Annotated in this window: 16 protein-coding genes; 2 read left to right on the top strand and 14 right to left on the bottom strand. The window is 40.9% G+C overall.

Features of this window, described 5'->3' with window-relative positions; genetic code table 11:
* Nucleotides 1-458: 458 nt before the first annotated feature.
* From FFR60_RS22550 to FFR60_RS22515, 8 genes are all read right to left on the bottom strand, one after another.
* Complete coding sequence (locus FFR60_RS22550; RefSeq protein ID WP_137665919.1) at nt 459-1964, bottom strand: HAMP domain-containing sensor histidine kinase; 1506 nt, start codon at nt 1962-1964, stop codon at nt 459-461.
* Nucleotides 1961-2647, bottom strand: coding sequence for a response regulator transcription factor (locus tag FFR60_RS22545; RefSeq protein WP_010740068.1), 687 nt, complete (start codon nt 2645-2647; stop codon nt 1961-1963). Before FFR60_RS22545 ends, FFR60_RS22550 begins: the two co-directional genes overlap by 4 nt.
* Nucleotides 2648-2754: 107 nt before the next feature.
* Complete coding sequence (gnd, locus tag FFR60_RS22540) at nt 2755-4176, bottom strand: NADP-dependent phosphogluconate dehydrogenase (RefSeq protein ID WP_088932747.1); 1422 nt, start codon at nt 4174-4176, stop codon at nt 2755-2757.
* A 245-nt stretch (nt 4177-4421) separates the two neighbouring features.
* Entirely contained in the window at nt 4422-4601 is a 180-nt protein-coding gene (rpmF, locus tag FFR60_RS22535; RefSeq protein ID WP_010740070.1) for a 50S ribosomal protein L32, read from the bottom strand.
* Between the two features lie 59 nt (nt 4602-4660).
* Complete coding sequence (locus FFR60_RS22530) at nt 4661-5212, bottom strand: YceD family protein (protein WP_088934640.1); 552 nt, start codon at nt 5210-5212, stop codon at nt 4661-4663.
* 450 nt (nt 5213-5662) lie between these two features.
* Nucleotides 5663-7447, bottom strand: coding sequence for a pyruvate kinase (gene pyk, locus FFR60_RS22525; protein WP_088932748.1), 1785 nt, complete (start codon nt 7445-7447; stop codon nt 5663-5665).
* Nucleotides 7448-7510: 63 nt separating this feature from the next.
* Entirely contained in the window at nt 7511-8473 is a 963-nt protein-coding gene (gene pfkA, locus FFR60_RS22520; RefSeq protein WP_088932749.1) for a 6-phosphofructokinase, read from the bottom strand.
* 140 nt (nt 8474-8613) lie between these two features.
* Nucleotides 8614-11871, bottom strand: coding sequence for a DNA polymerase III subunit alpha (locus FFR60_RS22515; protein WP_137665918.1), 3258 nt, complete (start codon nt 11869-11871; stop codon nt 8614-8616).
* Nucleotides 11872-12389: 518 nt separating this feature from the next.
* Here FFR60_RS22515 and FFR60_RS22510 point away from each other — a divergent pair.
* A complete protein-coding gene (locus FFR60_RS22510) occupies nt 12390-12569 on the top strand; it encodes a YjzD family protein (protein WP_088932751.1) in 180 nt (59 codons plus the stop codon).
* Between the two features lie 125 nt (nt 12570-12694).
* Here the strand turns inward: FFR60_RS22510 and FFR60_RS22505 are convergent, their stop codons facing one another.
* The 3 genes from FFR60_RS22505 to FFR60_RS22495 form a co-directional block, all read right to left on the bottom strand.
* A complete protein-coding gene (locus tag FFR60_RS22505) occupies nt 12695-13723 on the bottom strand; it encodes a hypothetical protein (protein WP_137665917.1) in 1029 nt (342 codons plus the stop codon).
* Between the two features lie 640 nt (nt 13724-14363).
* Nucleotides 14364-14789, bottom strand: a complete 426-nt coding sequence (locus FFR60_RS22500; RefSeq protein WP_137665916.1) for a hypothetical protein — start codon at nt 14787-14789, stop codon at nt 14364-14366.
* Between the two features lie 187 nt (nt 14790-14976).
* Nucleotides 14977-16179: a multidrug efflux MFS transporter gene (locus tag FFR60_RS22495; RefSeq protein ID WP_137665915.1), complete on the bottom strand. Its 1203-nt coding sequence runs from the start codon at nt 16177-16179 to the stop codon at nt 14977-14979.
* A gap of 626 nt (nt 16180-16805) precedes the next feature.
* Here FFR60_RS22495 and FFR60_RS22490 point away from each other — a divergent pair.
* Entirely contained in the window at nt 16806-17612 is an 807-nt protein-coding gene (locus FFR60_RS22490) for a Cof-type HAD-IIB family hydrolase (RefSeq protein ID WP_088932753.1), read from the top strand.
* A gap of 44 nt (nt 17613-17656) precedes the next feature.
* Here the strand turns inward: FFR60_RS22490 and FFR60_RS22485 are convergent, their stop codons facing one another.
* The 3 genes from FFR60_RS22485 to FFR60_RS22475 form a co-directional block, all read right to left on the bottom strand.
* On the bottom strand, nt 17657-18154 hold the full coding sequence (locus FFR60_RS22485) for a flavodoxin family protein (RefSeq protein ID WP_137665914.1): 498 nt from the start codon (nt 18152-18154) through the stop codon (nt 17657-17659).
* An 89-nt stretch (nt 18155-18243) separates the two neighbouring features.
* Nucleotides 18244-19026, bottom strand: a complete 783-nt coding sequence (locus FFR60_RS22480) for a hypothetical protein (protein WP_137665913.1) — start codon at nt 19024-19026, stop codon at nt 18244-18246.
* A gap of 227 nt (nt 19027-19253) precedes the next feature.
* Nucleotides 19254-19793: DUF2922 domain-containing protein (locus FFR60_RS22475; protein ID WP_171005016.1), on the bottom strand; the 540-nt coding region annotated here is incomplete at its 5' end.

Below are 19793 nucleotides of genomic sequence, written 5' to 3'. Positions count from 1 at the left end.
TGTTGTTTGTTTCTATTAAATAGAAACGCCCTACACATTTGGTTTGTTTTATTCGTTCAGTTTTCAAAGGTCTACATAGTTTGTCGCTTTGTTTCAGCAACTTTTATATCTTAGCAGGTTTCCATTTAAAAGTCAACAACTTTTATTTAAAAACTTTTTGATAAAAAAACAAGTTTGCTTTATATTTCGTTCAAGCGACTTTATAAAAATACCACAAGATTTTTCATCCGTCAACAATTATTTTAATTTTTTTTCGAGATGTTTTGCTCTCTTGGGAACATTTAATAATATAGCAATCTTCAAGTGGTAATGCAACTATTTTTTGCACATTTTTTTAAACTTTTTTATTTTTCGAACGTTCATTTAAAACTCCAAAATAACGTTCGATTTTAAAACAAAAATAACGCTATCTTGAGTGAAAATATTTTGTAACCTTCGCATAAAAAAACAGCCGAGTTCTACTCAGCTGTTTTCTCTTCCACCATTGGAATAAAAATTCTAAAAATTGTGCCCTTGCCAACAGAGCTTTCGACACTGATACTGCCTTTATAACTCTCTAAAAGTTTGTGGGCGATCGATAATCCTAGTCCATTTCCGCCTTTTGTACGGGCGCGGGCTTTATCCACTCGATAAAAACGATTAAATACTTTATCAATATCTTCATTCGGAATTCCTTCACCAAAGTCTTGGATCGCGATTTCAAACTTATTCATTGTTGAAGAAACAGAAATGTGTACTTCCTTGCGGTCCGTAGAATATTTCACCGCATTGTCTAAAATGATGATCAAAATTTGTTCTAAGTGATTGCGATAGATTTTCAGCATTTTCTCGCCATCTAAATCATCATCCAACGTAAAGGTAAATTCAGGATAAAGTAATTTGAAATTATTAAACACTTGATAAGTAACATCTTTTGCCTTTGAAGTCTCATTACCATAATAGACATCCACTTGTTCGGCACGAGAAAGATCCAGCATTTCCTGCACTAGGCTCTTCATACGTACAAGCTCCTGCAGACTGGCTTGGATTGATTCATCCAATATTTCTGGATCATCTTTGCCCCAGCGGTTCAACATATTCAAATGACCTTCGATTACTGCTACTGGTGTTCTCAATTCGTGAGACACATCTTCCACAAATTGCTCCTGCTGCTCGATATACATTCGAATGCGATCAATCACATCATTAAAGATGACTGCTAAATCCGCCAACTCATCATTAGTAGTAATATCCGGCACATGCACTTCTGCTTGCGGATCTTGACGAATGATCTCCATCGTATCGCGCAATATCTTGACCGGCTTCAAGAAATAAGAAGACAGTAAGAAGCCTAAGAAACTGCTCAAAAGCAGTGAAACAATCTCTAATACGATCAGCGTCAGTAGTAACTTGCTGCGCATTTCATAGAAATCGGATAATTCATAAAATACTTGGGCATAGCCGATCTTCTCCCGTGTTTCCTTAGAATAGATCGGTTCAACAGATAAAAAGCCATTATTCTCATCAACAGTTACGATGGTCGGCTCCTTATGCTTCGTCTGCACTAGTGGACGATAATCCTTTTGCGTTTTAAAAATCAGCTTCTTATCTAAATTATAGATATCTAAAGACAACTGGCGCTGTCCTAACTCTGAAATAAAGTCATCGATCCGCATCATATTGCCTTCTAATGTCATATTTTGATCATAGATAGCATTATCCTGACTGTCTGATTCTGTCAAAGTGCGATAGGTATTGACCAGTGTCAGCTCTTCATTCGCATTGGATAAACGAGAAGTAACTTCAGAGATCGTTCGTTCTACATTGTTTCTTTCCTTCGTCACGATCAGATTGACCGAAGACTTATACGTAATAACTGCAAAGATCGTAAATACGACGAATATAAAGAAAGAACTTGTAAAGGCCCACTTGATGGTAAGTGAGGGCCCTTTCAGTTCTCTTTGTTTCTTGATCAATTTTCTCATGAGCGCATAACGTACCCAGTACCACGAACAGTTTGAATATAGCTGTCCTCACCTGGTACATCGATTTTATTACGCAGGTAACGGATATACACGTCAACAACGTTTGTTTCTACTTCTGTTTCGTAGCCCCAGACCTTATTAAGTAACACATCCCGAGCAAGAACAACATTGACATTCTCCATAAGCGTCAATAATAATTCGTATTCACGTTTTGTCAGCTCAATAATTTCATTGCCTCGGCGAACGACACGGTTTTCTTTTTCGATCGTTAAATCGCGATAAGTAATCGTTGTTTGTTTCGCAACGTTCTTATCCCCTTCGATATCGATTCGGCGAAGTAAGGCACGCAAACGTGCTAATAATTCTTCGATAGCAAATGGTTTGACGATATAGTCATCTGCACCATGATCCAAACCTGAAACGCGGTCGATTACAGAGTCACGGGCGGTCATCATGATGATCGGCGTATTTTTAACTTGACGAACACGACGACAAACTTCCAAACCGTTTAACTCAGGGAGCATCAAATCAAGCAAGATTGCATCCCAGTCGCTTTCCAAAGCGGCTTCAAGTCCTGTTCTACCATTATAATGAACTTCTGTATCATAGCCTTCGTGCTTCAATTCTAGTTCGACAAAACGAGCTAGATTTTTTTCATCTTCAATGATCAGAATATTACTCATTTTTTTAGTTCCTTTCCAAGTTGAATTTCATTAAACCTCTATCATTATAGGGCTAAACCTGTCAAAAAGCTATAGTTAGTTATCAGTATTGTTATAAATAACTCATGCTATTCTTCATGGTACCAGCTGTAGTGATAAATTCCTTCTTTGTCCGTACGTTCATAGGTATGAGCACCGAAGTAATCACGTTGTGCTTGGATCAGGTTTGCTGGTAATCGTTCAGCGCGGTAAGAATCGTAATAGGTGATCGCAGATGAGAATGTTGGTACCGGTACGCCTGCTTGAACAGCGATGGCCACAACTTCGCGGACTGCTTGTTGATATTTGTCAGTGATTTCTTTGAAGTAGTCATCTAACATTAAGTTTGCAAGGTCAGCGTCTTTTTCATAAGCATCGGTGATTTTTTGTAAGAAACGAGCTCGGATAATACATCCTGCACGCCAGATCTTCGCGATTTCACCGAATGGCAAGTCCCAGCCAAATTCTTTTGATGCGGCACGTAGTTCAGAGAAGCCTTGAGCATAGCTCATGATTTTACTGAAATAAAGTGCTTCACGGATTTTTTCGATTAATTCTTGCTTATCGCCTTCATATTTATAAGGAGCTGGTCCAGCAAGAACTTTGCTGGCTGCCACACGTTCTTCTTTATATGCAGAAATGAAACGAGCAAAAACAGATTCAGTGATCAATGGCAGCGGTACACCTAAGTCTAAAGCGCTTTGTGACGTCCATTTACCTGTACCTTTATTTCCGGCAGCATCTTTAATCACGTCCACGATAGCTTTATCCGTGCCTTCGTCATCTTTGCGAGTCAAGATATCCGCTGTGATCTCGATCAAGTAGCTGTCTAATTCGCCTTTGTTCCATTCTGAGAATACTTCCGCCATTTCATCTACTGAAAGGCCGAGTAAGTTTTGCATCAAATCATAAGATTCAGCGATTAATTGCATATCGCCGTATTCGATTCCGTTATGAACCATTTTGACGTAGTGGCCTGCACCGTTTTCGCCGATGTAAGTAACACATGGTTCACCGTCTTCTGCTTTGGCAGCAATTTGTTCAAAAATAGGAGCGACTAAATCATACGCTTCTTTTTGTCCGCCTGGCATCATTGAAGGGCCTTCTAATGCACCTTTTTCACCGCCGGAAACGCCCGTACCGATGAAATTGATTCCTGAGTTCGCTAATTCTTCGTTACGACGGATCGTATCTTTAAAGAAGGTGTTCCCTCCATCGATCAGAATGTCGCCTTTATCTAAATGTGGTAATAGTGATTGGATCGTTGCATCCGTTGCTGGTCCAGCTTGCACCATTAATAGGATACGACGTGGCTTCTCGATCGAATCAACAAACTCCTCGATTGAAAAAGTTGCTTTTAACTTGCGATCGGGATGTTCCGCTACCACCGCTTCAGTTTTTGATCCTGTACGATTATACAAGGCCACTGAATAGCCGCGGCTTTCAATATTTAAAGCTAGGTTTTTTCCCATCACGGCCATACCGACGACGCCGAATTGTTGTTTTGACATAGTATACCCTCCTAATTACTCAATACGATTCTCATTATATCCTAAGAAAGTGAGAATGGAAAATGAATAGTGTTTTTAATCCGAAAAGATTCAAGAAAACTTCTCAGAAATTAAACTGCTGAAATTCAATATCAGGATGAGAAGCTATTTTTCATTAAATGACTTCCATCCATTTTTATCTAAGAAAAAAACCTCAAGACTCCATGGTTAGTCTTGAGGTTTTAACTTTCTCTATTAAAAAGTTCTTATGCTTCTTTAGACATAACATCTTTTCCATCATAGTAGCCGCAGTTGGCACATACGTGATGGCTCTTCTTCATTTCGCCACAGTTAGGACATTCGTTTAATCCTTTAATGGTCAATTTGTAGTGAGTACGACGTTTGTTCTTTTTAGCTTTTGATGTTTTTCTAGCTGGTACTGCCATTGGGTGTTACACCTCCTTATAAAATGAAGTATCATTTACTGATACATTTTATTCCAATCTTACTTGTCATCTTCCGATTCGTTGAATAGTTCAGATAATTTTGCAAGACGAGGATCAATTGTTTCAGCGGATTCTTTTTTCTGCAAATACTCTTCTTCACTTACGACTTCCCAATCGTTACCTTTTGGTAAATCAGAAGAATTTCGTTCTTCCTCAGTGAAGACTTGCAGCGGAATCGCTAATAAAATGTTATCTTCGATAGAATCGGTCAAGTCGATCGTATCATTGTCTAGGACAAGGATCTCTTCGTCTCGTTCTTCTTCCATTGAAGACCATTGCTCCCGTGTCATGAATACTTCGTCCACCGAAAGATCAAGTGGTAGATCAACTGGTTCCAAGGAGCGGGCTGAAGGAACAGTTACAATAGTTTTCAAGCGATAATGTAAAATATATTCATTTTTTCCGACAGACAAGATTCCTTCTACAGTAACGGGAGTTACCGCTAAGACTTCATTGTCGCGGGCTATCAATGCGTCATTCACATCAATCGTTTCTGAAAAATTTAGTGCTTCTTCTTTGTAGCGGCGCAATTCGCCAATCGACCATTTCATCATTCATCACCTCATAAGCAACAATCGATATTATACAGGTGGAAAAAACCTTTGTCAATGAAATTTTCTTGACACCTTTAAAAGCTGAACAAGCTCTTTTAGCTTTTGAGCGACAAAACTAAAATTTAGGGAAATCGCTCCTCAGATTTTTATAAATTTTTGCTTTCCGTCGAAAAAAGTTCGCTCGAAAAGCTGGATGTCAGAAGAAACTTAATAGTTTATTCAAATTAAAGGCCAATCAATCTATACTGTCGGCCGACTCAAATAATCGGAAAAATAAATTTTTTAAATTTTATACTTATCATCGTCGGCATATCATCGCGCTATACTGATTGGATACAAACGTTCTAAATAACCATAAACGCTATTTTCACTCTTATATTCTGACAAAAAGGACCGCGACAGTTTGCCGCAGTCCCAAAAAATCCTTTTGAAACGACAATCTAGAATTTAGATCGCTGTTGTTTGTCCACGGTAGACGATACCACGACGAGGGTCAACAGTAACTAATTCGCCATCAACGACTGTTGAAGTTGCGTCAGTTGCACCAACTACTACTGGGATATCTTGAGCGATACCGACAACAGCAGCGTGTGAAGTCAAGCCGCCATCTTCAACGATCAAAGCAGAAGCTTTTTCGATTGCAGGCATGTAGTCTTTATCAGTTGTAGGAACAACTAAAACCATACCGTCTTTCGCGTTTTTGATTGCTTCTTCAGCGTTTTTAGCAACGACTGCGTGAGCCACGACTGTTGATTCACCGATACCTTGTGCTTGTAATAATTTAGAACCGATCATTTGAACTTTCATAACGTTTGTAGTTCCGCGTTCACCAACTGGCACACCGGCAGTGATCAAGATCAAGTCGCCTTCTGTAGCAAAGCCTAAATCAACAGCTTTTTGAGCAGCTAGGTCGAACATTTCGTCAGTTGTTGTTGGTTTTTCAGCAACTGTTGGGAATACTCCCCAGTTAACCATCAAGCTGCGTTTTGTATGTTCGTCAAATGTTACAGCTAGGATGTCAGCATCTGGACGGTATTTAGAGATCATACGTGCAGTGTGTCCTGATTCAGTTGCCGCAACGATTGTTTTAACGCCTAAGTTTTTCGCAGCGCGAGCTACAGATAAACCGATTGTTTCAGTTACGTTAGATTTGTCGAATTCGTTGATTTGGAATGAACCTAATTCTGACAATGCAGATTCAGCTTCCATATCGATACGAGCCATTGTACCAACAGCTTCAACTGGGTATTTACCATTTGCAGATTCACCAGAAAGCATTGTAGCGTCAGTTCCGTCAAATACAGCGTTGGCAACGTCAGATGCTTCCGCACGTGTTGGACGTGGGTTTTCTTGCATTGATTCTAACATTTGAGTTGCTGTGATAACTGGTTTACCGGCAGCGTTACATTTTTTGATGATACGTTTTTGAACCATAGGAACTAGTTCAGGCGCGATTTCAACACCCATGTCCCCACGAGCGATCATGATACCATCAGAAACTTTGATGATTTCGTCGATGTTGTCGATACCTTCTTGTGATTCGATTTTAGGGAAGATATGAACGTGGTTCATATTTTTTTCTTCAATGATTTCACGGATATCAAGAACGTCTTGTGCTTTACGAACAAAACTTGCAGCGATAAAGTTGATGTCGTTGTCTAAACCAAAACGGATATCGTCTGCATCTTTTTCTGTGATACCTGGCAAGTTGATTGAGATTCCAGGAGCGTTAACACCTTTACGAGAACCTAGCATACCAGCATTTTTAACAACCATTACTAATTCACGGTTGGCATCGTCTTTATCAACGATTTCCATGTCGATCAAGCCATCATCGAATAAAATGTGTCCGCCGATGTGAGCATCGTCGAATAGTCCTGGGTAAGTAACAGCGATTTTTTCTTTTGTTCCTTTATGTTCAGAGTCCATTGAGATGCGTGTTTCGTCACCTACGTTAAATTCAATATAACCAGCGCGGCCGTAATCTGCGTCTGTAGTATCTTGAACAGTTGTACGGATTTCAGCACCTTTAGTATCTAAAAGGATACCGACATCTTTACCAGTTTTTTCTACTGCTTCACGAACCATGTTCATGCGTGACAATTGTTCTTCGTGATCTCCGTGTGAGAAGTTGAAACGGAACACGTTAGCACCTGCTTCAATTAATTCAGAGATTGTTTCAACAGTGTTACTTGCAGGTCCTAAAGTACTAACGATCTTCGTTTTTTTCATTACGTAATACGCTCCATTCTTGTTGTTTATAATATATAGCTTTTTTCACTATTATTAACGAGATTAAAATGAGATTTCGTTGTTCAAACCATATAATGATAAGTCAGGTTTGTGTTTGTTGTTTTCTAATGTATCAACGATGTCAGCAGCTACGACTTTGTTGTCTTCGATACCGATACATAATCCGCCTTTGCCTTCTAACAATAAGTCAACGGCATATGAACCGAATTTGCTGGCTAATACACGGTCGCGTGCGCTTGGTGAACCACCGCGGACAACGTGACCTAATACACTGACACGTGTATGGAAGTCACCGTATTCAGCTAGTTTATCAGCGAATTCATTTCCGCCCATAACGCCTTCAGCTAAGATGATCAAGCAATGTTTCTTCCCGCGATCGCGGCCTGCTTGGATTTTCTTGGCAATACGTTCCATGTCAAATTCATGCTCAGGGATGACGATTTCATCAGCGCCGCCTGCAACACCTGACCATAAAGCGATATCGCCCGCGTTACGTCCCATTACTTCGATAACGAAGGTACGAACGTGTGAAGTCGCTGTATCACGGATACGGTCAACGGATTCTAATACGGTATTCGTCGCAGTATCAAAACCGATCGTGAAGTCTGTTCCTGGAATATCATTGTCGATCGTTCCTGGGATACCGACAGCTGGATAGCCATGTTTTGTCAAAGCCATCGCACCGTGGTAAGATCCGTCACCACCGATAACGACTAATCCTTCGATACCGAATTTTTTCAATTGTTCGATCCCTTTTAATTGCCCTTCTTCAGTAGCAAATTCTGGGTAACGAGCTGAATATAAGAAAGTTCCGCCTCGTTGAATCTTGTCACCAACATCTGCGACATCCAAACGACGGATATCACCAGCAACTAGACCGGCAAAACCATAATTGATGCCATATACTTCCATGCCTTCGAAAATCGCTTTACGAACAACCGCACGAACGGCAGCGTTCATTCCGGGAGCGTCTCCTCCACTTGTTAAAATTCCAATGCGTTTCATTTTCTCACCTCATAAGTATTCTCAAAAAAACATACATCGTTTAATTCATGGTACATTCTACCAAAAAACATCCCAAAAGTCTTGGGATGTCTACGGGAAAAGCTCGTATTTTGAAAAAAGTTTTTGAAAGTTACAAGAAATCATCTTATTACGACGTTTTGTTCCCCTAATATGTCACTTAAAGCATTTAACAGGGTGTCATTAACCCCCACCCAAAACTTTTTATCCAGCACAATCTTCCGCCGACTTTTCTCATAATAGATCACAACTGGAACTTTTCCTGGTGATAATTGAAGTCTTTCGGCAATTCCTTGCTGAATTTCACTGGTATCCTGTTCGGCCTGCACCCGCAAAAATAGTGTTTTATCGCTAATATCATCTTCGGCGGTTTGCGCCGAAATCATTTCTTCGACTAGTAATTGGATCGCTTGATCATAGCGGCTGCGCTCTACCTTTCCTTGAACCAGATACACTTTTTCAAGCTCAATCTCTTTGCGTAAGCGGCGATAGGTTTGCGGGAAGACGGTCAACGAAATTTCACCGCTTTGATCATTTCCGGTCAAGAAGGCCATCTGCTCGCCTTTTTTAGTACGGATCTCGCGTATATCCTTTAAATAGAAGAGAATTTTTCCGTGACTGCCGACAGAAAGCTCTGTGATCGGCTGCAAGTCCTTTTGTTTCAATAATTTAGGGAAGTTTTCAGTTGGATGTCCAGAGACATACAACCCGAGATATTGCTCCTCGTAATTCAAGCGTTCCGCCAATGTAAAATCTTCGGATGGTCGTTCCTTTAGACTCATCACATCCAGCAAGGACATACTGCCGCCGCTGTATTCGACATTTTGGATTTTCCCTTCCAGCCCATCGGCTAATTCCCGCCGATTGGGATGAAGTTCATCGAAGGCGCCAATAAAAATCAACGGCGCGATATAATCAATCTTCAACCAGCGCGATTCGATCCGCAGCAGAAATTGATCCAAGGATTTGAAGGGGCCTTCTTCCTTGCGAGTCGTCAAAATATCACTGACAAAATCACGCCGCATGCCTTTGATCGCATCCAGACCAAAACGAATCAGATTCTTCTCAACTAAGGTAAAGCTGTAGCTGCTGCGATTGATGTCCGGTGCTAATAATTTCACCCCAGCACGATTGGCCTCGGCGATGTATTCACGCAGCTTCTTCGGATCATTGCGAACCGATTGCATCAGTGCGGTGTAGAAAGCGCCAGGATAATGGACCTTCAAATAAGCCATTTGATACCCTACGAAGCTATATGCCACCGAGTGGGATCGGTTGAACCCATAGTTGGCAAAACGTTCGATATAGTCATATACCTCTTCGGCACTCTGCTGACTGTGCCCGCGGCCAACCGCTCCGCTGACAAAATGACGTCTTTCTTCATCTAATAAGTCTTTTTTCTTTTTGCTGACGGCACGCCGCAGAATATCGGCCTCGCCTAAGCTGAAGCCCGCCATCTGAGCGGCTACCTGCATGATCTGCTCTTGGTAGACGATAAACCCATAGGTCGGCGCTAGAATCTGCTGAACAGAAACATCGGGATAGCTTACCTGCTCTTTGCCATTCTTCCGTGCGATAAACTGATCAATGATCTGCATCGGACCCGGCCGATACAGCGCATTGACCGCCACGATGTCTTCAAAGGATGTCGGATGCAGATTGCGCAGCACTTTGCGGATACCAGCGGATTCAAATTGGAACACGCCGCTTGTCTCGCCCCGCTGGAATAAAGCCAGCGTTTCCGGATCGTCCAAGGGCACATTTTTTAAGTTCAAGTCTTCTTGATAGACACGCCGAACATTTTGCAGCGCATTGTCAATAATGGAAAGATTCCGCAGACCAAGGAAATCCATCTTCAACAGTCCGATGGCTTCCACATCGCCCATGGTGAATTGCGTCAGCAAAATATCCTCCGAACCATTTTGCAGCGGAACCACATCGATCAAGTTCACATCGCTGATTACGACGCCGCCTGCGTGGGTGGAGACATGCCGCGGCAGGCCTTCTAAGCTCAAAGCTGTTTGGAACATCAAATTACTGCGCTCGTCATTTGCCACTAGGCGTTTTAACGGCTCGGACTTTTCATACGCTTCTTTTAACGTGATTTTCAATTGATTAGGGATCGCCTTCGACCAGCGGTTTGCCTCGCTTTGAGATAAGCCGAAGACCCGGCCAACATCTCTCAGAACCATTTTCGCCGCCATCGTGCCGAATGTCGCAATTTGCGAAACATGGAAATGACCGTATTTATCATGAACATAGTGCAGCACCTGATTTCGGCGGTTGTCAGGAATATCCAAATCAATATCGGGCATGCTGTTTCGTTCCGGATTCAAGAATCGTTCGAACAATAGATTGTATTTGATCGGATCGACATCGGTAATACTCAGAACATAGGCGACGAGTGAACCCGCCGCAGACCCTCGACCGGCACCAGAAACAATCTTGCTGCGATGCACATAATCCATCACATCCCAGACAATCAAGAAATAATCATCGAAGCCCATGTTATGGATAATCCCTAATTCGCGAGTCAGCCGCTGACGATATTCCTCGGTGACATCTACGATCCGCTCCGGTAATTTCTGCCAGCAAAGCTCCTGCAAATACGCATCCGCCGTTTGCTGCGTAGGTACCGGATAATGAGGCAACAATTTCTGACGTAAAGGCAGGTCAAATTGACAAGCATCAACGAGTTTTTGGGCATTGGCTAGCGCTGCCTGATCTTCGAAACCAGCCACTAGATTATCCCTCTCGATTAAGTAATTATCCCCCAGCTGATTGGTCAATTCTTCTCGCGGCAGTTGACTGCCGTTTTGAATGTGGCCCATGACTTTGATCGCAAACGCTTGATTGGAGTCCAGATACGCCACTTCATGGATCGCAATTTTCGGCAAGCTTGTCGGCAACTCCGAAGTTTTCGTTGCCGGTGAAATTCCTAAATAGACCTCGCCGGTGATCGATTGAGTGATCTTTGGAATGATTGATTCCAGCGGTTCGTATATTCCATCAACAGGAAGAACGGTAATCAGATGCTCACCATTGATCTGATAGTCAGATAATGTCTGGGGCTTCTCCGCCATCATGCGCGTGCTGGATAGCCGCATCAATTCCTGATAGCCAGCGACATTTTTAGCATAAAACAAGATTTTTTCAGTGGCTTCTTCAGAATGAAAATCCAACTCCAAGCCGATGATGCCGATCATTTGATGCTTCTGGCAGGCCTTGAAAAATTCTACGGCCCCATATAAAACATTCTCATCGGTGATCGCAATCGCAGAATATCCGCGAGCTTTCGCTGATTCCACGTATTCGCTGATCGTTAAGGTACTTTTCAGTAATGAATAGGAAGTTTTCGTATAAAGTTGTGGTAAATTCATGAGATCCTCCTACTTCGTATTAAGGTATTTATTTTTCTTGGGAAAAATAAGTCTGATGCTCAGCACGTATATCATTCCACTAAAGTGTTAATACTGAAATTCTGCAAAAAGTGGAACTGACATCCTACTTCGTATTAAGGTATTTATTTTTCTTAAGGAAAAATAAGTCTGATGCTCAGCACGTATATCATTCCACTAAAGTGTCTGAAATGAATGAGCTAGCTCGGAAAATTGGTTTGAATTTTTTTAAGAAAAATTCAATAGATTCTCGTACGCATACCATTCTACTAAACTTGCTAAAGCAAGAAGTAGAACTGGCAAAAAGTGGAACTGACATCCTACTTCGTATTAAGGTATTTATTTTTCTTAAGGAAAAATAAGTCTGATGTGCAGTTCGTTTATCATTCTCCTAATCTCGCCAAAAAAAGAGTTGAACTGGCGAGACAAGTCTTTTCTTTACATTTTCAAAAATAATGCTAAACTAAACCTAGAATTTCCTGCGAAAAGAGGTGCTCTTGATGAAATATCTAGTTACATTATTTTGGGCTTTCGCAATTGGACAAGCCGTTTGTTATCTAGGCGGTGCCTTGCAAAGTGGTTCTTATAACTTTGAATTATCTACGATTATATCATTGATCGTTGGTGTTATCGCACTTATTGCCGTACGTTTTGTATCACCCAAAAAAGCTGAAGCATAGAAAAAACCAGTTACTTTATTGTAACTGGTTTTTTGTTTATTTCAAAGGGTGAAACGTTGGTTAAGTAGACAGTTAATTGTCCAACCTAGCCTCATAACAACCAAACTAATTTTTTCTGAGCTTCTTTAGACTCGTCTCCGCTCTTTTTCGATTTGGTTTCTCAACGCTTTTTGGCTAACATTGAGCCGTTTAGCCAGGCTGGCGTCTATTTTTAAGAAGGGATTGTTCTCTAACTCGGCGGCATATTTTACATAAGCCTTCTCGGCGGCCGTTTTATCCCAAGTATTTTTTCCATATCTTTGATCGTAGAATTTCTTATAGGTTAAGAAAGTTCCCCTGCCGACTGATTCCCCGGCTTCTGTTTCCAAAAATTCTTTTATGGTCAACCTGGAATTGTAGTGTTTCATTTGATAAAAATTACTTACAATAAACCGAGCCCTTTTATGTGAAAACGGTCCAAAGTCTAACTGATCCTTCGTAATAGTGGTCTGATAAACACTTGTCCGATCTTCCTCGGATTTGTTCGGATTGTCATTGTAAGTGAGGTACATCATCATTATTTTATTTTTATCGACCATCTCTTCTTTTCTTATCTCTAAGTGTTTCTCCAAAACATAAATATCTAATAGTTCGTTAAAATTTGACCCCTTTTTATTTAACGCCCGATATTCTTTTTTTGCATCAACGAAGCTTTTATAAGTAGCTAACAAATAATAGTTCGCTCGGAAAAGCGAGTAATCCTCTTGAAAAACAGCATCCCTGTTCTCTCCGAAAATGGCATATTCTTTGATGAACTTAAAATACTGCTCACTATCTTTTTCCAACTTACTGTCGATATCTTTTACTAAAGCTTTCTCGTGTTTTAAGAGTGCTTTAGCCGTATAGTCCAAATAGATGAAATGAAATAAGAAGAGATAATAAGATCTCCAGTAGAGTTTCTTGTAAACTTTCTCAACGTATTCGATATCTTCTGTTAAATTGAGTATCCTATTTTCATTTCCTAAAATGGTTTTTTTATCCTTAGTGAAAGCGAGCTGCAGCCATACCAAATCATGATAAACTTGGCAAAAAACTGTTTTAGTTCGAACGTTTTTATTTCTTAGATTTCTTACTAAAAAATCTATATCTGAATATGCGATGTCTTCTTCTCTCATTTTCTTCTCCAATATTTTTCTGTTGCGTAAAAATAATATCATTTTCTCGCGTTTATTAGAATAAAAAAAGGTTATTCCAGAGAATATATTAACACCACCATTATTTATATTTCAACCTATATATTTTCGTTGCATAATTTCTTCTTTAAAATATAATTTTCCAGCCATTTATTTTTAACTGAAAGCTGTTATTTCTACGGGTTCTGCTAAACTCGTTTATTTGTTTCCTATCTTAAAATACCTATTTCCCGTCTTGTTTAATAAATACTGCTAAAAGCTGAACTCGCGGCTATCTCACTGAAAGGAATCTATTTTTCCAAGTGCGTGAAAAATAAGTTTATCTTCGCTTCGCATACGATTCTGCTAAACTTCTCTAGCTGTTTCTTATCTTAAAATACCTATTTTCTATCTCGTTTAATAAATATTGCAAAAAGCTGAACTCGCAGCTATCTCATTAAAAGGAATCTATTTTTCTAAGAACGTGAAAAATAAGTTTATCTTCGCTTCGCATATCATTGCACTAAACGGTTCGAATCCAGATTTACCATAAATTATTTCTTTGTTTTCTCCACATGCGCACTGCAAAAAGTGCAACTGACAAAAAAGCATCCTCTTGTTAAAGAGCGATGCTTTTGGTTGGTTATTTTTCTACACGGTATCTTTCTTGTTTGAACATCGTCATATCCTTGTCGCTATCGACTTCTTGGAACTGAACAAATTGAACTTTTGGTTTGTAATCGGTTCTGTGGGCGTCTTTAAGTCCTTTGATGTTTATTTTGTAGCTCTCGGTATTTTTGATTTTTTGCTCAAAAACTTTTTCATTTGCTACATAAACAAAAGTTACCTTGTCTTCATTCACATTTTCTGCCATGAATTCTATTTCATTGTCATCCACAGAAATCGTGGTTGGGATCAGTGTAAATTCTCCTTCACCTGCATCTTGATTTTTCGCAACTTTTATTCCTGTATCACTACTTGTATCAGTTGAATTTCCCGCGCCAACAGAGCATCCAGTAAAGCTTAAAACACCGACAAACAAAAGTACACCTAACATTAGCTTTTTCATTAAAAACACCTGCCTCTTTCAATTTTCTTCCTACATCTAATTTTACAGGTTATTTATTCCAATGAACATCCGCCAAAAGTTGTAGTCAGTATTTTTTTCAACTAAAAAGGCATCTCTACTTTTCCGGTAGAAATGCCTGTGCTAAAAAATTAGCAATTCTTATTATGGCTCATTAATTTTGGGTTACTTAGATCTTCGTCTTCGTCACCAGCAGCTTCCGGAAATTGAAGACGCTCAAGATGATATTACCGAACACGCAGGCGCTGGTTACTAGGAATACGGCCGGGTAGCCCATCGCGTGTGCGACGGTTGATCCAAGCATCGGACCGATAACTTGTCCGAAATTATTAAACATTTGATTGTAGCTGAAAATACGGCTGACGCCTTCTGGTGGACTGATTTTGCTGATCAACGTATTAATGGACGGCATCAGCGCTCCCGTCGAGAATCCGAGGAAGAAACGCAGCACTCCCAGTTGGAAGGGCGTTTTTACAAAAGCCATCGGAATAAAGCAGAACAGCGACAAAACAAGTCCTGCTAATAATACCTTATGATTTCCGATCCGATCCCCGATTTTCCCCAGCGTCGGAGAAGAAGCAATCGCCGAAACCCCAGCGATTGAAACAATAAACCCGCTGATGACCAAAGCATTGCTGCTGGAGCCGCTTAAATCACGAATATACAATGTCAGAATTGGGCTGATACTTGTTACCCCGACTTGCAGGATCAGCGAACTGATGAATAAGCCAATCAGGATCGGCATATAATTGATCCGTTTCCGTAATTCCGCCATACTGATGACGTCTTCTTTTTCGATCGGCTGGAAATTTTCCTTGACCATGAAGACGGTCAAAAATGTACAAATCATTAAAATGACTCCGGTGATGATGAACACATTCCGCAAACCGAACCATTGCGCCAGCATTCCGCCGATCAAGGGTCCGATCAAGTTTCCCGCGACACCGCCTGTAGCCAGGGTGCCTAGTGCCCAACCGCTTTTTTGTCTAGGGACTTGGGAAGCGATCAATGCCGTCGCATTCGGCATATAGCCAGATAACACACCGGTCATAAAGCGCATGATCAATAACCAATAGACATTCGGAACAAAAGCCAACGACCCCATCGTAAACGTCATTCCGGCCGCCGCACGAATCATCATCAGCCTGCGCCCTTTTCGATCGGCCAAGCTTCCCCATAATGGTGCAACGATCGCTGCTGAAAATGCCGTTACAGAAATCGCCAGCCCTGAAAATAGATCAACCTGCGATTTCGCGGTCCCTAATTGTTCAATGTAGACCGGCAAAAAGGGCATCACCAGACTGAAGCTCGCGCCAGTAAAAAAACACCCAATCCATGAGATCAACAGATTCCTGCGCCAATTGATTTTCATCCTCTCGACTCCCTCTCTCGCCAATTTTATGACTCTACTATAGCAGAGTCTGAGGGAAAAAACTTTTCTTCTCCCTCATGAAGTTTGAAATTTTCCTAAGACTTTCAGCTTTTTTCAAGCGCCACGGTTGCGTTTTCCAATGGATGTGCTAGACTGAAACAAATTGAAAGTAGGGTTTCAGTTCCACTTTTTGCCAGTTCTACTTCTTACTTTAAACAAGTTTAGTAAAATGGTAGGCACACGAGAATTGATTGAATTTTTATTTAAAAAAATTCAGACATATTTTCCGAGCTAGCTCATTCATTTCAGACACTTTAGTGGAATGATACGAGTGCTGAAAATCAGGCTTATTTTTCCTAAGAAAAATAAATACATTAATACGAAGTAGGATGTCAGTTCCACTTTTCGCAGAATTTCAACGTTAACACTTTAGTGGAATGAAATGCGTGCTGAAAATCAGGCTTATTTTTCCTGAGAAAAATAAATACATTAATACGAAGTAGGATGTCAGTTCCACTTTTCGCAGAATTTCAACGTTAACACTTTAGTGGAATGATATGCGTGCTGAAAATCAGGCTTATTTTTCCTGAGAAAAATAAATACATTAATACGAAGTAGGAGTTTTTATGAAAAAATTAATCGCAATTGATTTGGATGGTACAACTTTAAATCAAGATTCAAAAATTACTGATAAAACCGCAAGAACCTTGCGTCGTGCGATTCAAGACGGTCATTCTGTTGTGATCGCAACTGGTCGTCCTTATCGCATGAGTAAAAATTTTTATCAGGAATTACAATTGACGACGCCGATGATTAATTTTAACGGCGCCCTTGTGCATCTTCCTGGGAAAAATTGGGACGGTGAACAAGAAACATCATTTAATCGGAAAATCGTGTTTGATTTAATGGCGGAAAAGAAGAATCTAAAACTGGATTTTATCGCCGCTGAAAATCGCGAGACCTTTTTCATTGATGATTTGAATTTCTTTGATCAACACTTCTTCGCCAGCGATTTCGCTACGGATGAGAATTTGTTGACGGTCAATACGTTACGAACTAATCCAACGTCTGTCTTATTACGCAGCCAGCCGGAAAATGTCGGCAGTGTTTCTGAGGAATTGAAACAGCAATTCGGACATGAGGTCGAAGTCAATACATGGGGCGGACCAAATCCGATTTTGGAGGTCGTAGCTAAAGGGATTCAAAAAGCGCATGGATTGAAGCGCGTTATCGATAATTTTAATATGAAGCAAGAAGACATTATTGCGTTCGGCGACGAGCACAATGATGTAGATATGCTGAAATTCGCTGGCTGGGGTGTCGCGATGGCAAATGGGACTGATCAAGTAAAAGCAGTCGCAAATGACATCACCGAAAAACCAAACACCGAAGACGGTATGGCAGATTATTTAACCAAATATTTAGACCTATAAAAAAAGAGGGAAAGAATCGGATATGATTCTTCCCTCTTTTTTTATTATTCAAATAATTCTAATGCCTTCTCCGCGAAACGCTGACCGAAAAGCTCAAACATTTCCTTCGATTTTTCATAGTGATCCCCTACCGCATCAAGCGCCACCGGTCCATGATGGATAAAAGGTTTGCCGAAAGCCGAACCGCCTGAATACACCAGCATTCCCTTCACCAGCAGCATTCCCAGCATAGAAAGAATCGCGCTATCACTGCCGCCTTGCGCATAATGAGCCGTCGCGAATCCGCCGCCTAACTTCCCAGCCAAAGAAAAATTGCCGCTTTCTGTCATCAGCCACTGAGAAATTCGCCAATGACTCGTCGCCATGTACGTCGGTGTCCCAAAAACGATTCCCGAACAGTCATTCACATATTCTGTATTGATCGGTTCATCCACCGAAAATATACGTGCCTCACTACCCGCCTTTTTCATTCCTTGAGCAATAATTTCCGCCATTTCTTTTGTCTGTCCTGTTTTACTATAATAAATAATCGCTAATTTCAAACCATCCGCTCCTTTATCCCTTTTCTTTGATAGTACCCCTTTGTCAACGGGAAATTCAATAGAGAAAAGGAGAAGCGCATCCGCTCCTCCTACTTTACAACCGTATATTCATCGATGGTTTTCCCAGCTTTATCCTTCAAGACAAGCCAGCCGTTGGTTCCGGCATAGTAAAGAAAGATCCCGACTTCGTTGACACTTTTTAACACGATGTCCTCTGTCGTCGTAAAATCCGAAATTTGATCTGCATGATCTGCTCTCAATTTTTCTGTTAAGCGCGCACTAAAACCGACTGAGCCATCTTTATTCAATGGCATCTCCTGTTTTAGCTTCGCTCCGGCCTTCAGCAGCATTTCATTGCGCTTTTGCCAAACAACTTCCCCTTTTGCATCATTGTAATCAATATAAAACGGAATTTCACTGACTTTTTTATTCCAGCGGTGCTGGGCCTTCGCTGGCTTGGCCTTCACTTTTTCATTCTCGTAGCCAAAGGTAGCCAAGATTTCAAATAATATCTTTTGATAATTCGCTACGACTGGAAAATGATTCGCGGCAATTTTTTGCGTATCAAACAAACCCTTCGTTTGCAGCGAATTGTCATTCCAGACAGTCAGCATCTGCTGCGCCAGGTCCTTACCCTCAATATCCCATGGCACATTAATTCTTACTAAGCTGTCTGCTTCTTTTACTATTTTTTTGTCGATCTTTTGCCCGTAGTCAATCGCCTGCGCCGTACGCCCCTTAAAGTACAGCAGCAGTTCATCGCTGGTCAAATCCGAGAGCTTTTTCAGCTCTCGATAGATCACCATCGTCCCTTGCTCATCAAATTGAATGTTCGTTATATCTTGATCTATTTCCACCGCTAGTTTGATCATCGCATTTCCCTCAAATCTTTTTTCCTAAGCTTATTAAAAATGCGACTTTGAGTCGAATGATATGTCCTGTATCATCAAATTTCTGGCGGCGGTTCCTCCCTGTTTATAAGACCAAGCCTCAGCCCATTGCAAATAAATCGCTGGTTCAGCGAATTCCGTTTTGATAGTAGCTCCACTTATCAATCCCATACCAACGTTGGATTTTTTGATGGGATCGACAGGGTAAACTATTCTCGCTTTCGAATGCGATCAAGCAGACGTTTTCTTTTTTTCTTAGGCGCTTCTGGTGGTGATTGTGTCGCTAATGGTACCTCTGTGTATTCTTCCTTGAGTCTTCCAATCAAAACCAGCTTCGCAGGTCCTTGAGTATCATCAACCTGCACATTTTGCAAAGCATACTCTTTCGGTAAACAAGCTGTCACAACCGCCAGCGATTGCATTTCATTCAATTCCCACAAATCAACTCCAGCCGGAAATCCGATCGTTTGGATCAATACTTCTGGCTCAGGCTGCTCTGTTGCGACCATTAAGTCCTCAGGAATGTGGATGTCTGCCAATTCTGCTTCTTCAATTACCAGTTCATTCACCTGTGGTTTTTCTTCTGTTGCTTGGACAGCAACCGCCGCTATTTCGGCATCATCTATCTCAAAGATCGGACTTTCGATTTCTTCGATAATTGTTGCATGCTTCAATTTCTTATATAAACCTACGCCATCTTTTTCAAATAGATTCAACAGCGTGAATTTCTCTAAAGTCGCTTTGAGTTC

Source organism: Enterococcus hulanensis (genome assembly GCF_005405485.1).
In the GTDB taxonomy this organism is placed as follows: domain Bacteria; phylum Bacillota; class Bacilli; order Lactobacillales; family Enterococcaceae; genus Enterococcus_A; species Enterococcus_A hulanensis.
This window is presented reverse-complemented; position numbering and strand designations above follow the sequence as displayed.